Raw genomic sequence first — 14,234 nt, forward strand, 5'->3', positions numbered from 1 at the left:
GTTTTGAGTTTTATTATTTTATCTTGTTCATCTTCTAAGTTAAGTTTGGATAAAAACTTAGTAAATGGTCAACTTAAAAATGGACTTAAATATTATATTTATAAAAATCAAATTCCAAGTAAATTTGTTCATATGGGAATTTTGTTTAATGTTGGTTCTTTAAACGAAGAGGAAAATGAAAGGGGTTTAGCCCATTATCTTGAACATATGGCTTTTAAAGGTACAGAGGATTATCCTGGTAGTGAAGATATTTTGGAAATTCTCAAAAAATTTGGAATGAAATTTGGAGCTGATCTTAATGCTTATACTACTTTTGATAAGACTTACTATTATCTTGATTTGCCAGATGGTGGTCAGGAGAGTGAAGTTGATGAAGCTTTAAATGTATTGAAAAATTGGGCTTTTCAAATTAAGTTTGATGACTTAGAAATAGATAAAGAACGTAATGTTATTATTGAAGAAAAAAAATATAGAGATGATTATTCTTCTAGAATGTTCAAAAAAATGTTTGAGGTTGTTGGAGGTAATAGTAGATATTTTATTCGATTTCCTATTGGTATTGAAGAGAGGATTTTATCTTTTAAATCAGAGGACTTTAAAAAATTTTATAATAAGTGGTATAGACCAGATTTGACCAGTGTCATTATTGTTGGAGATATTGATCCAAAAGACATTGAAGAAAAGATAAAAAAATTGTTTTCATCTTTTAAGAAACCATTAGATGAGCCTGAAAAAGTTGTAATAAATTTAGATGCTGTAATTGATAAAAAATTTGTAAGTATAGATGATGATGAAACCTTATTTCCTAGTATTAGTTTTGTTTGTAAAGAAGAAATCAAAGGAGGTTTTGTTACTGTTGAGGATCTTAAGAGATCTATCGAGAAAAATTTATTAAATAGTCTTTTTATAAATAGATTTTATGAATTAAAGGTTATTGGAACAAATTATTTTAGATCATTTGATAAATTTGATTCGGATTATAAATCAGATAATAATTATATTTTGATTAAAAATATTTCTTTAACTATCGATCCAGAGCATTTTAAGGAAGCTTTTGAAGGGTTTTTTTATGAAATTGAGAGAATCAGGAAGTTTGGTTTTACGAAAGGAGAGATTGATAAAATTAAGTCCGAAATGATAACTTCTTATACTTTTAATAAAGAGAATCTTAAGAAACAAAAGTCTTCCATCATCGCAGATCGTTTGGTGGGTGTTGCTTCATCGAATTTTCACTTGCTTGATGGTAATGAATTTTTTGACGTTGCTATTAAATGTTTGAATAATATTGGCCCAGATACAATATCAGCTCTTGCTAGTAGTGAGGCCTTTATAGATAATATGACTGTTATTTATAAGTATTCTAAAAAATTACATTCTAATTTAACTTTTGAAGAGGTGCAAAAATTTCGTGATATTGCTTTAAATAAAGAAATTAAACCTTATGATGATGTGTCAATTCAGGGCGAATTCTTCAAAAAATCTTTGCAAAGTAAAAATATTGTTGATGAAAAAGAATTTATAAATGAAATTTCATCTTTTACTTTGGAGAATGGCGTTGAAGTTTATTTTAAACATAATGAAAATAAGAAAAATATAGTTGACTTTACTGCAATTTCTTGGGGTGGTTTATTAAGTGAGGATCCTGAATTGATTCCTGTTTTATCTTTGGCTCCAAGTATAGTTTCTAAATCAGGATATGGGGATTATTCTAAGCTTCAAATTGAAAAATATTTATCAAATAAATTGGTAACATTGATGCCATCGGTTTCTGAGAGAACTTCACGTATTAATGGTGGTGCTGAGGCTAAAGATCTTGAAACTTTATTTAAGCTTATATATTTTACATTTAATGAAGCCAAGATAGATGATGTTGTTTTGCAGACTACTATTGATGATATGAGTGCAACAATTAAGGCTAGGAAAAATAGTTCTAATTATCTTTTTTCTAATGCTATTAAAAAATTTTATAATAATGATGATTATCGTTTAAGAGATATTCAAGAATCTGATTTGCAAAATATATCAAAAGATATTCTTTTGGATTTTTATAAAAGGAGATTTACTTATGCAGACAATTTCAAATTTATTTTTGTGGGAGATATTGACTTAGATACAATAAAAAAATTTTCAAGTAAATATTTAGGTAATTTAAATTCTAAAAAGCTAAATGAATTTAGAGATTTAGATTATTCTTATAAAAAAAATACGAAAAGAATAGTTGTTGGTAAAAAAGAGGATGCTGCAAGTAGTACTGTATATGTTGCATATCCTTTCACGTTTAATTATACACCTGAAGAAGCTCTAAATTATAGGGCGTTGGCATCTCTTTTGAGTGAAGGTCTTGTTAAAGCTATTAGAAGAGAACAATCTAGTGTTTATGGAATAAATGCGTCTTTTGATCACTATTTTAGAAAGCATTCTGATTCAGATGGTTTTATTATTGTGTCTTTTACAGTTGAGCCTAAGGCTTTAGATAGTGTTTTAAAATCTGTTAATGAATATATTTTGGATAGACAAAAAATAGATTTTGTAGATACTGATTTTGATTATATTAAGAAAAATATTATTAAAAATAATAATATTGCTTCTGAGTCCAATGATTATTGGAGTTCAGTGATATTAAATTCGGTTTTGTGGCATGATTCTATTGTAGATACTTTTAGTAATAAATTTGTTGATGATAATTTAAATAAAGATACAATAAATATGTTATTTAAGAAGATCAATTTTAAGCAAGGAACAGAGATTGTATTAATTCCAAGTAATGATAATTAATTTTCATTATATTGTTTTGTTTTTAATTGCTGTTGTCTTTAAAAAGGATTAATAGTTCTCCCGGTATTAATCCTTTTGTTTGCCATAATAATTTTTCTAATTTTATGGCCCATTGTTCATATTCTTTAAATTCAGTTTTGGAGAAGTAATTGGTGTTAATTAAATAATTTGCGATATTTTCTTTTGGGAGTGCGGTTGTATATGCATAAAATTCATTCATTACTAAATAATTAAATGTGACATCATAACCTATGTTGTCTAAAAAATTAATCCAAGATTTTTTGTTATTTGGTGAAATATTTTTATTCCAAAAATTAACAATTTCTTTATTGAAATTATTGTCTGTAAAAAAATACATGTGTAGCATTTCATGCATAAAGATTCTCATTTGGTCTGTTTTTGACATAATTTCATCTTCAGAGTAAGTTGCAAATGCAATGTTTTTTGATTTGTTTTTAATTTTTATTATGTTATTTACAATATATGCTAATTTGTTGGCTATAATTAAGTTTTTTAAAGTTATTGCTACTTTATTTAATTTGATATTTAATTTTTGTGCTTTATGCAAAAAATGTAATTATGTCTTGGAGTCTATAATCATGACCACCCCATCCTACTTTATTTTCTAGTTCAGTATTTGATAATAATCTTCCTCTAAATTCTTTTTTTTCGAGAAAGAATGCCATTCTTTTTAACATTAAGGCTTGATCGTGCAATGTTTTAAATTTTATTATGTATACATTAGGATTTGCTATGAAATTAAAGAATTCAAAAGAATCTCTTCTGTAATTTTTTTTTGTATAATTGAAAATAAGTTTTAAGTCAGCATTTATTGGTTTATTAATTTCATAATAATCATTCATATTAATGTATCCAATTTCATTAATTTGAATCATATTGTCGTTTTTGATAGATTTTATTTCATCATTGTAATTTTCTAGTGATGTGTACTTGATGAGATTTGATAGTACTATTTTTTGTGATTCTTTTTTTGAATATAAATTTGTTATTATGGGATTTAATATTGTTTCTTTTGATTTAAAGCCTATTATTGGAAACATGTTTTTATTGAGATTAAAATCGATAGAATATCCATCCTTATCAATGAATATTTTAAATTTTTGGAGATCTGTTTTTGTTGTTTGTATACTGGATTTTTGTATTTCAATGTTATTGAAATTGATAGATTTGATATTATTTATTTTGATTTCTAATATCATTGTTTGATCTTGATTAATGATTGTTGGGATATTGTATGAGTAACTTGTGTATTGGGTGTTAATTTTTATATTTGCATTTTTGTTGCTCTTTAGATTTAATATGAGATGATCTATTTTTTCGTTATGACAGTATACTATTTTTCTATTATTGTTGATGGTTATGCATTTTTTTTGATTATTAGTTTCATTGATTGCATAAAGCCTTGTCAAGAAGATTAACATCATTAAAATTCTTTTCATTACATACTATATTATAATGAAAAGAATGTGATAAATGAAAATTTAAGCAAATTTTTTACATCCTCTAGGGGAATCGAACCCCTGTTGCCAGGATGAAAACCTGGAGTCCTGGGCCACTAGACGAAGAGGACAAAAAATTGAGCCCAGTAGGACTTGAACCTACGACATTCGCCTTAAAAGGGCGGTGCTCTACCAACTGAGCTATGAGCCCGAAAACAAAATCAAGTCTATCAAACCTAATGATACCATTTATATTAAATAATGTCAACACCTTAGGATGGGCAACACTATCGTTATTTTAATGAGCTGCAATGAGCTGCACAGGACTCGAACCTGTGACCAGCGGGTTAAGAATCCGCTGCTCTAACCACCTGAGCTAGCAGCCCGTAGTTTATATGAACTAATAAATAGGATAAATGCTTCAAGACATAATGTCAAGAATTGTGATTATTTTTTTCTATTTTTTGTAGTAAATTTTTTGCTTCTAAATGATTAGGATTTAATGTCAACAGTTTTGTTAAAGTTTCTTTTGCTAAAATTTTATTCTTTGCATTAATTCTTGATTTTGCAAGTTTTAATAGTATATTTTGATTGTTTGGGAAAAATCTTAAAGCGTTTTCATATGCAAAATCAGCTTCATTATATCTCTCAAGTTTATAAAAAGAATCTGCAGTTAGGATATATACTTTAGCTATTCGAGCTCCATTAGCATCAAGTCCGATATATTTTTGAAAATTTTTTAGAGCATTTTTATATTGTCCTTGAAAAAAGTAAGCTTCTCCTAATGCTTGAATTATTCTTGAATCATGTTTTTTTATTTCAAGTCCTTTAATAGATTCTAGTTCAGCTTTTTTATATTCTCCTGTTGCTATTAAGCTCCATATAAGTATTACTCTTGCATCTAAATTATTTGAATTATTTTTTATTTCATTTTGAGTATTTATAATTGCTTCTTGAAATTTGCCTTGCCTATAGAGTAAAAGGGAATCTTCTTTCACTTGTGCTTGTATTTTGATTGTTAGGCACAAAAGTGGCAAGAAAAGGATTATTCTTAATTTTAAGTTAAAATGTTTATTTTTCATTTTTCTTCCATTTCACAATTTCCGTTAAATGAGGCCCCTGCCTCTATGAATAGTTCTTTTGTTGTTATGTTGCCAATTAATTTACCAGTTTTATAAATTTTGATTGTCTCTAAAGCCTCTACATTTCCTTTCATTGTACCATGATTGAGAAAATTATTACATTTAATTTCTGCTTCTACATGGGCTTTTTCTCTTAGATATATTGAACTTGTAGAATTTATAAATCCTTTGAGTATTCCATCAATGATTATAGGCTTACTACTTTCTATATATCCTTCAAAGTTAAAATTACTCTTTATGACATTTTGGGTACTGTTTTCTTCAAATTCTAGGGTGTCTATACTCAATGTTTCTCCTAAAAATGAATGCTTATTTTTATTTTAAGCATTCATTTTTTATTTTACATTTAAATTTTAATCTCTTCTTTGTCCCAAAAATCTTAGTAAGTATAAAAATAAATTTATGAAATCTAAGTAAAGTTTTAAAGAAGCTACTACTGCCATTCTATTTTTGATTTCAGTACCATCTTCTAACATATTATCCATTTTAGAAATATTTTGAACATCATAGGCTGTTAATCCTGTAAATAAAATGACACCTAAAATTGAGATTAGAAAATTAAGCCCTGAACTTCTAAAGAACATGTTAAGTATAGATGCGATGATGATGCCCCATAATCCCATCATAAAATAGCTACCCATTTTTGTAAGATCTGTACTTGTTGTGTGTCCATAAAATGACATTGCAAGGAAAGTTAAAGAAGTAATTCCAAATGTATAAAATATTGAACCTTGAGTATATATCATAAATATAGAAGATAGTGTTACTCCTGTTAAAGCTGAATACATGAGAAAAAGAGCTGTTGCTGTTCCACTTGATATTCTATTAATTGCACCACTTATTGCATAAACAAACCCAAATTGTATAAGTATTATGGCTACATATGACATTGGATTTGTGAATATTATGGCTCTAACTATTGCATTTTCAGATGTTGTGTATGCAAAGATTGCAGATATTAAAAGCCCAACTGACATTAATCCAAAAACATGAGCCAAAAATTTATTTTTTATTTTTATTTCTTGTTTATCTTGCGTTAATTCAAGCATTATTATTCCTCCTTATTTATTGTTTTGTTCGTTAAATTTTTTACATAGTTCATTAAATGTTGCATTTGGAACTTTACCATATCTTAAAAATTCCATTGAAAATTCAGCTTTTCCTTGTGTAGATGATCTTAAAACAGTTGAAAATCCAAACATTTCACTTAGCGGTACTTCGGCTTCGACCTTTGAGAAAGTGCCTTCTTCAGAAGAACCTAAAATTATTCCTCTTCTTTGATTGAGTAGGCCAAACATATTTCCTTGGAATTCTGTTGGCCCTTCAAGAGTTACTTTCATGATTGGTTCTAGTATTGTAGGCTTTGCCTTATTATAAGCTTTTCTAAATGCTCCAATTGCTGCTAATTGAAATGCAATATCTGATGAATCAACAATATGGTATTGTCCATCATTAATTGTAATTTTGATTCCAACGATTGGGAATCCAATTAAGGTTCCCTTTTCCATAGCCTTTTGAAATCCTTTATCACATGATGGAATATATTCTGTTGGAATTACTCCACCTTTTATAAGATTGACAAATTCGTAAGTTTGTTCTTCTGTATCAAGTGGTTCCATAAATCCGGCAACTCTTCCAAACTGACCTGCACCACCTGATTGTTTTTTATGAGTATAATTAAATTCTGCTTTTTCTGTAATGGTTTCTCTATATGCTACTTGGGGCATTCCTGTTTCAACTTCGGCTTTAAATTCTCGTTTCATTCTCTCAATATAAACTTCTAAGTGTAATTCACCCATTCCTTGTATTATTGTTTCTTTTGATTCATTATCTACATAAGTTTTAAATGTAGGATCTTCTTTAGTAAATCGTCCAAGAGCTTTCGCCATATTGTCGGCTGATTTTTTATCTTTGGGTTTGATTGATAGGGATATTACTGGTTCTGGGATATACATTGATGTCATTGAGTAATTAATAGAAGGATCACAGAATGTATCTCCTGATGCGCATTCTATCCCAAATAAAGCTACAATATCGCCACTGCTTCCAAATTCAATGTCTTCAGTATTATTGGCATGCATTCTAATGAGTCTTCCAACTTTAAACTTTTTAGAAGTTCTTGAATTTATTAATTCTTGTCCTTTTTTTAAAACTCCTTGATATATCCTGACATAAGTTAATTGTCCGTATTGTCCGTCTTCTAGTTTGAAAGCTAATGCTACAGTTGGTAATGTTTCGTCAGTTTTAAGTTTAATTTCTTTTTCATTTGCATTTAAGTCAAGTGCTATGTTTTGAATATCATGAGGTGAAGGTAAAAATTTATTTACAGCATCAAGTAAAAGTTGTACCCCTTTGTTTTTATATGCAGAACCCATAAATACTGGACAAAGTTTTAAAGATAAGGTTCCTGTCCTAATTGCGTCGTATATTGTCTCAAGAGCCACATTTTTTCCTTCCATATGTAGTTCCATAAGTTCATCATTAAAATCAGATAAGGCATCAAGCATTATTTTGCGCTTTTCTTCAGCCTCATTTAACAATTCAGCAGGAATTTCTTTTTCTATAATTTCTGTTCCATCTTTACCTTCAAAGTAATAGGCTTTCATAACAACAAGATCAACAACTCCCATGTGTTTATCTTCAAGTCCAATTGGAATTTGCATTAAAACTGAATTTAAGCCAAGTTTATCTTTAAGTTGATCTTTTACGTTACTAGGATTTGCTCCGGTCTTATCACATTTATTCACAAAAGCAAGTCGTGGTACATTATATCTTTTTAATTGTCTGTCAACTGTAATTGATTGAGATTGGACACCTGCAACGGAATCAAGAACAAGTATTGCTCCATCTAAAACTCTAAGTGAACGTTCAACTTCAATTGTAAAATCAACGTGACCCGGAGTATCAATAATATTGATTGGATGATTTTTCCATTCAACATGAGTTGCGGCTGATGCAATTGTGATACCTCGTTCTTTTTCAAGTTCCATTGAATCCATTGTTGCTCCAACACCATCTTTTCCCTTAACTTCATGAATAGCGTGAATTTTGTTACAATAAAATAGAATACGTTCTGTAAGTGTGGTTTTTCCTGAGTCGATATGGGCACTAATACCTATGTTGCGCAATTTTTTGTAGTCCATGGAATATTTTCCTCCTGAGCGTGTATTACTTAGAACATTAATTGTCTTTAGTATTCTACATGATTTTTTTAGAAAAGTCTATTTTAAACTCTTCAAGTTGCCTTTGACTTGAGAGAGTTTTATTTTAAGATAAGTAAATAACTTTAATTGAAGTATAAATTAGGTATGTTTCTATTCTTAATTGATTTTGTTTGACAAAAGTTTTCATATTAACATTTACATACATTATCTAATGTATAAACTATGAGAGTGTTAATGTTATTTATTAAGTTATTACAAGATTTTTGATGTTAAGAATTATTTTGTTTTATTTTTTTGTTAGGTATTATATTTGTTTTATAGTTTTATAAAAGTTAGTTTGTAAAGAAAGTTTGTTATATTGAGATTTGCTTGACTAAGTTGTGTTAAACGTATACATTTAATTATAAGGAATATATCATTTAGTAAATTTTGATTTTATTGATTAAAAATACTTAACATTATTTAATGAATTTACTCTTTCTTTACTTTATATTTTATACTCCTAAGAATAACTATTGGAGGATATAAGTTTGAATACTTTAACAATATCTCATGAATTGAGTAAGATATGTCAGGTTGATTATGATTCTGCTTTGTCTGAACTTTCTGTATTTTTTAAAGACGGAAGAGCTTATAAGTATTTTAAAATTGAGCCAAGACATTTTAACATAATATCTAAACTTGTACAAGAAAAAAAATCAGTTGGGAAATATTTAACCGAACATATATTTAACAAGTATGATCAAGAAAGGCTTTAGATTTTAAGTTTATTTTTTAATTGGCTAAGAAGGATTTGTTATGAAAATCCTTCTTAGTATAGAAATCTTTTTTTTCAATTATGTTACTTTATAGTTTCTTTAAAGAAGGAAAGGTTGTATTTGCTTTTTTTTGTAATAAAGTTTATCATGTAATTTAAGTTATTTGGTGGCCTATTACTTATTTTATGGGGGGCTTGTAAGAGATGGGGAAAAAATTAATTTTTATAACATTATTATTAGTTTCACTTTTTAGTACATCTTATGCAAAAGTGATATATTTTTCAGCAGGATTTAGTACACAAATTAGTCTTGAATCACTTTCTTTTTTTGGGAAAAAAACAGGTACAATATTGGATAAATTGATGAGTTCTGAGTTGTTTCCTATATTGAAAAATATTAGGGTTAATTTGTTTAATCAGATAAAAGAATTTGAAAATAGTGCACATAAGTTGCATAATTCTTTCCAAAAAAGTTTATCTCTTTTTGTTCAATTGTATAAAAAAAGGAAAAATGGTACTGCACAGGTAGGAAGTATGGATGATTCTGATCTTGATGGACTTGGGCCGCTTTTAAATAGTACTCATGATTTGAGATCATTTGTAGGTGAATTGCGTAAATTACATCGCAACGGTACTTTTAAGAAGTTAGGTGAAAGTGGCTCGCATTTGAAAGAGCTTATCGTAGATCTAGAAAATACTGCAAAACAGGCTCTTAGTCTTAAGGATTCTCTGTTTGCTCAATTAAATGAATTTGGAGTCTATAATCAAGATGACTTGATGAAGATATGGAATGAAATTTCCACTCCTGGAACTAATTTGAATGATGCTTTGAGACAGAAATTTTCACCTTTGTTTAGTAGCGGATTTCAAGGTTATTTTCAAGTTGGACTTCCTATTTTTCAAAGTGATTTTTATTATGGTTTCGAACTTGGATTTGGGATGAATCTTGGAAGGCTTATTGTGCCACATTTAAGACTTTTAGAATCTTCTTATCCTGTTAAGTTGGGAATGGGCATTATGCCAAGATTGTTTGTTAAATATGATATTTACTATTTGGCAGCTACTCTGTTTTCAGGTTTTGGTGATAAGTCTTTAGTTGTAGATCCTATTTATGTGGGAAATTTAGCAAGTAAGAATAAGATAACCAATCCTTTTAGTGTTATTGAAACGGGTCTGAGATTAAGGTTAGCTTTTCTTAATTTTGAATCATCAGTGTTATTTTCTATTAATGATTTTAAATATAGAGACTTAAGAGTTGGGCTTGGGTTTGAAATACCAATAATTATTTAGATAATAGCATCATTGTTTGTGGGTATATAGATATGTAAATATTTTTTATTGATGATGTATATCTATAGTTGCTATCTATGTTATTAATTTAGCTTTTAAGCTAGTGTTAGGTTTTGCTTTAATGTATAAGGGGTTGTTCTTTTGTCTACTCTATTTTGTTTTGTCTTGTAAAACTTTTGATAAAGATTATCAAACTATAGCAGATGAGTATTATAAGCTTGCAAAGTTAAATGAAGAACTTGGTAATAATCAAACATCTGTTGAGCTTTATGAACAAGCTATTAAATTTGATTCTAATATAAATGCTGCTTCTGGTTACAATTTTATTTTGGCTTACGTTAATTTAAAGAGATATGAAGAGGCCGAATTAAAGCTTGGATCTTTATTGGAGAATGATAAAGATAATATTTTATTAATTAATTTGAAAGCCTATTTATTTTTCAAGAAAGATAATTTGGAAGAGGCTTTAAAATTATATTTAAAGACTTTAGAAATAGCGCCTGCTAATCAAGAAGCGTTATTTAATGTTTTTTATATTTATCATTTAAATAAGGACATGGAAAATGCGAAGAAATATATCTTAAAATATCAAGAATTTAAATATTCTGTGCCTTCTAATGCTAGTGATATAGTTTCTTCTATTTTAAAGGATTAGGGTTAGAGATCTTTTTTTACTACTTTTGATGTCTATATTCCATGATCTTAATGTGTAAATTCATTTAGATATTTTGGAGGGTTTAATGTCATGAAAATAAAATTTTTGTTTTTAAGTTTGTGGATATTTGTTACAGTAAATGTTTTGTCAAGTGTTGATTTTGAACTTAACTTAGGTTTTGGATTTGATTTTCCAGTTAGCACTATTTCAAATTTTTATAAAACAGCTTTGGATGTGGGTAGAGAACTTGAAAGCACTATGTCTATTTTAAAGAAAGCTAAGATTATTAGAAATTTTGCAGATATGGTTAATATTTCTAAATCAGGTTTGACTTATGGAGGATACGTGCAAATGGGAGCAAAATTTGATGATTTTTGTTCACTTGGTTTTGAACTTGGACTTGATTTTAATGTATTTAGAAGTATTAATAGTAAAGGACGATTGCATAATCTGATTTCATTTGTTTCAGCTATTGAACCTAAATTTTATACAAGATTAGATTTCTTTATAGGAGCTGTTACATTTTTTACTGGACCTAGGGTTAATATTGCTACTGCTATCCAAGATTCTATTTTAGCTGAATTTGGAATTTTTGGTTGGGATTTGGGAGCAAGAGCTACATGTGCTTTTTTGACAATTGAAGGATATTATTGTTGGAATATTCAGAATAATAAATTTTCTGATTTTAAATTTGGTGTAGGTCTTGAGTTTGGCGTTGTTTAGGACATTATATAGTCAATTCTTATTTTTAATAAATATTGATAGAATTTGGGTATTTTTTATTTGTAATAGAGATTGTTATTTTTGAAAATTTTTTTAAACTTGTATGAATTATTTATATTAATGTACAATAAAGTAAAGATTTTCTGTTTGAATAGGGAGTTTTAACATTGAGCTTGCTTATGAAAAAGTCAATAGGAATTATTGCATGTCCTGGAGGTCGGGTATTTGCAGAAAAAATAATGGCAGAACTTAATACAATATTTTTAGATGCTGAGAATAAAATTATTGAACAAATTTCGCAAACTTCTAATTGTTCAAAGGAAGATGTTTTAAAATTTGAAGGAATTTTATCTCCTTTTTTAGAGGGACTTGAATTTTCTAATTTAAGGTTTGATGAGACTATGGAAATTCCTGTAAATTTTGTTAAATTTGCTAATGGTGAGTTTAAGTCAGAGATTTTAAAAACTATCAGAAATAAAGATATTTTTATTGTACAAGATGTTTCTAATACTTATCCAGTTACTGTAAATAATAATGAAGAAGTAGTGATGACAGTTAATGATCATTTGATGAATTTGATGACTACAGTAGACGCGTGCATGCAGGCTAAGGCCAATTCTGTTAGTGTTATTGTTCCTTCTTATCCTTATTCAAGGCAAGATAAAAAACATTCACGAGAAGGGCTAACAGCAAGTCTTTTTGGAAGATTTTTGGAAGAATTGAGAGTAAAACATATTTTAACATTGGATATTCATTCAAAGGCTATTGAAAATGTCTTTAGAAAGTCGTATTTTGAAAATTTGAATGCGTCTTATGAAATTTTTGATGCTTTAGCTGAGCTTATAGATATTAGAGATTCTAACTTAGTAGTTGTATCTCCTGATACAGGAGCTGTTAATCGAAATAAGTTTTTTGCATCTAATCTTAAGAGACCCTTGGCTTTGCTTTATAAAGAGAGAGATTACTCAAAGGTAACACATAATGTTACTGATTCAAACATTTCTGTTACTAAATTGTTGGGAGATGTTGAGGGTAAAAATGTTTTTATGAGTGATGATATTTTGGCTACTGGTGGTACTTTTATTAAAGCAGTGAAATTGTTAAAAAGTATGGGAGCTAAAAAGATTATATGTGCAGTAAGTTTACCATTTTTTAATGGAGATGCCATTAGGTATTTTGATAAAGCCTATGAGGAAGGTTATTTTTATAAGATAATTGGAACAAATGCTGTTTATCATGATGATAAACTTCTTAGTAAACCTTGGTACTATGAAGCTAATGTTGCACATCTTTTTGCAGGTGCAATTTTTGCAATGCATAATAGAGTTAGTTTGCAAAGAATTCTTGATAGAAGCCATGACATTCAAAATTTAATTTCTAAGAGTTAATTTTATGAATGTACTCAGTATTGATGTTGGTACTAGTACTTTAAAATCTGCTTTAATCAATTCTCATTATGGGATTTTAGAGTGTTGTATGAATTATTTTGATTATTATTTGAATAGCAAATACTGAAAATTTTGATTATAAAATATGGATCTTTGCTTTAAAGAAAATAATGTCTCATTTTATGTATAGAAAAATTGATTGTATTTCTATTAGTGGTATCTCTCCATGTTTAATAGCTCTTGATTCAAATTTAATTCCTTTAGAAGTGTTGCATTGGAATTCTTCTAAAGTAGTTAAAAATTATAAAGGAAAATCAACTTTTTTGCCCTTTGTTCTTAGTACATTTGAGAGAGGAATTTATGATAAAGTTAGATATTTCGTTTCGTGTTTTGAATATTTAATTTATTTACTTACAGGTAATTTGGTTACAAGCTATCCTAGTTTGTCTTATATTCCTTTTATTTGGAATGATATTGAACTTAAAGAATATAATCTTGATACAAGTAAATTCCCTCCTTTTTTAAGAATGGGAGAAATTGTTGGGCAGGTTACTAAGCGTGCTAGTATTGAATTTGGTATTAATAGTGGCATTAATGTAATTAATGCTGGAATTGATTATTTAAGTGTTCTTATTGGAAGTGGAGCTTTTTTTTCTGGAATAGTATCAAATAGAATGGGTACTAGCGAAGGTTTTAATTTTGTCTCAGATACGTATTTATTAGATTTTTCTTTGATATATCCTTATTTCTTAGATAATTTGTTTATTATTGGAAGAATAGTTCCTTCTGGATATTTATTGCAATTGCTTAAAGATAGATTGTTTCAGAAGGAGAAATCATTTGGAGAATTTCTTGAAAAAATTTCTGCAATATATACGCC

Annotated in this window: 12 protein-coding genes, 3 tRNA genes and 1 pseudogene; 7 read left to right on the forward strand and 9 right to left on the reverse strand. The window is 28.1% G+C overall.

Annotated features, from left to right (window positions below):
* Positions 1-2,775, forward strand: a 2,775-nt coding sequence (locus BN1173_RS02715) for an insulinase family protein (protein ID WP_040236432.1), incomplete at its 5' end; no start/stop codon positions are given.
* A gap of 22 nt (positions 2,776-2,797) precedes the next feature.
* Here the strand turns inward: BN1173_RS02715 and BN1173_RS04595 are convergent.
* From BN1173_RS04595 to fusA, 9 genes are all read right to left on the reverse strand, one after another.
* Positions 2,798-3,343, reverse strand: coding sequence for a hypothetical protein (locus tag BN1173_RS04595; RefSeq protein WP_246040033.1), 546 nt, complete (start codon positions 3,341-3,343; stop codon positions 2,798-2,800).
* Positions 3,336-4,235, reverse strand: coding sequence for a hypothetical protein (locus tag BN1173_RS04600; RefSeq protein ID WP_246040034.1), 900 nt, complete (start codon positions 4,233-4,235; stop codon positions 3,336-3,338). The genes BN1173_RS04595 and BN1173_RS04600 overlap by 8 nt, the downstream gene beginning before the upstream one ends.
* Positions 4,236-4,293: 58 nt before the next feature.
* Positions 4,294-4,366, reverse strand: a tRNA-Glu gene (locus BN1173_RS02725).
* A 7-nt stretch (positions 4,367-4,373) separates the two neighbouring features.
* Positions 4,374-4,446 (reverse strand) — tRNA-Lys (locus BN1173_RS02730).
* Positions 4,447-4,547: 101 nt separating this feature from the next.
* A tRNA-Lys gene (locus BN1173_RS02735) sits at positions 4,548-4,621 on the reverse strand.
* 48 nt (positions 4,622-4,669) lie between these two features.
* On the reverse strand, positions 4,670-5,317 hold the full coding sequence (locus tag BN1173_RS02740; protein WP_025400797.1) for a tetratricopeptide repeat protein: 648 nt from the start codon (positions 5,315-5,317) through the stop codon (positions 4,670-4,672).
* Positions 5,314-5,664, reverse strand: a complete 351-nt coding sequence (locus tag BN1173_RS02745; RefSeq protein ID WP_012538971.1) for a bactofilin family protein — start codon at positions 5,662-5,664, stop codon at positions 5,314-5,316. Before BN1173_RS02745 ends, BN1173_RS02740 begins: the two co-directional genes overlap by 4 nt.
* 66 nt (positions 5,665-5,730) lie before the next feature.
* Positions 5,731-6,426, reverse strand: coding sequence for a Bax inhibitor-1/YccA family protein (locus BN1173_RS02750; RefSeq protein WP_040236434.1), 696 nt, complete (start codon positions 6,424-6,426; stop codon positions 5,731-5,733).
* A gap of 12 nt (positions 6,427-6,438) precedes the next feature.
* A complete protein-coding gene (gene fusA / locus BN1173_RS02755; protein WP_040236435.1) occupies positions 6,439-8,520 on the reverse strand; it encodes an elongation factor G in 2,082 nt (693 codons plus the stop codon).
* 551 nt (positions 8,521-9,071) lie between these two features.
* Between fusA and BN1173_RS02760 the strand changes: the two genes are divergently transcribed.
* The 6 genes and pseudogenes from BN1173_RS02760 to BN1173_RS04605 all read left to right on the forward strand — a co-directional run.
* Positions 9,072-9,299: a KTSC domain-containing protein gene (locus BN1173_RS02760; RefSeq protein ID WP_014696373.1), complete on the forward strand. Its 228-nt coding sequence runs from the start codon at positions 9,072-9,074 to the stop codon at positions 9,297-9,299.
* 203 nt (positions 9,300-9,502) lie between these two features.
* Positions 9,503-10,588, forward strand: a complete 1,086-nt coding sequence (locus BN1173_RS02765; RefSeq protein ID WP_040236437.1) for a hypothetical protein — start codon at positions 9,503-9,505, stop codon at positions 10,586-10,588.
* A gap of 121 nt (positions 10,589-10,709) precedes the next feature.
* A complete protein-coding gene (locus BN1173_RS02770) occupies positions 10,710-11,243 on the forward strand; it encodes a hypothetical protein (RefSeq protein WP_012538291.1) in 534 nt (177 codons plus the stop codon).
* Positions 11,244-11,333: 90 nt separating this feature from the next.
* Complete coding sequence (locus BN1173_RS02775) at positions 11,334-11,966, forward strand: hypothetical protein (protein ID WP_014696375.1); 633 nt, start codon at positions 11,334-11,336, stop codon at positions 11,964-11,966.
* 167 nt (positions 11,967-12,133) lie between these two features.
* Positions 12,134-13,354 (forward strand): ribose-phosphate pyrophosphokinase, encoded by a 1,221-nt coding sequence (locus tag BN1173_RS02780; protein WP_040236438.1) that lies wholly within the window; start codon positions 12,134-12,136, stop codon positions 13,352-13,354.
* 4 nt (positions 13,355-13,358) lie between these two features.
* Positions 13,359-14,234, forward strand: a pseudogene (locus BN1173_RS04605) (FGGY-family carbohydrate kinase); the annotation flags it as partial.

The sequence above is a fragment of the Borrelia crocidurae genome (assembly GCF_000825665.2).
GTDB classification, from domain to species: Bacteria; Spirochaetota; Spirochaetia; order Borreliales; family Borreliaceae; genus Borrelia; species Borrelia duttonii.

What these genes read in the sequence shown, in the direction of transcription:
- BN1173_RS04600 (WP_246040034.1), bottom strand. Translation starts at nt 4,235, where the DNA reads ATGAAAAGAATTTTAATGATGTTAATCTTCTTGACAAGGCTTTATGCA.
- BN1173_RS02740 (WP_025400797.1), bottom strand. Translation starts at nt 5,317, where the DNA reads ATGAAAAATAAACATTTTAACTTAAAATTAAGAATAATCCTTTTCTTG.
- BN1173_RS02750 (WP_040236434.1), bottom strand. Translation starts at nt 6,426, where the DNA reads ATGCTTGAATTAACGCAAGATAAACAAGAAATAAAAATAAAAAATAAA.
- fusA (WP_040236435.1), bottom strand. Translation starts at nt 8,520, where the DNA reads ATGGACTACAAAAAATTGCGCAACATAGGTATTAGTGCCCATATCGAC.
- BN1173_RS02765 (WP_040236437.1), top strand. Translation starts at nt 9,503, where the DNA reads ATGGGGAAAAAATTAATTTTTATAACATTATTATTAGTTTCACTTTTT.
- BN1173_RS02770 (WP_012538291.1), top strand. Translation starts at nt 10,710, where the DNA reads ATGTATAAGGGGTTGTTCTTTTGTCTACTCTATTTTGTTTTGTCTTGT.
- BN1173_RS02775 (WP_014696375.1), top strand. Translation starts at nt 11,334, where the DNA reads ATGAAAATAAAATTTTTGTTTTTAAGTTTGTGGATATTTGTTACAGTA.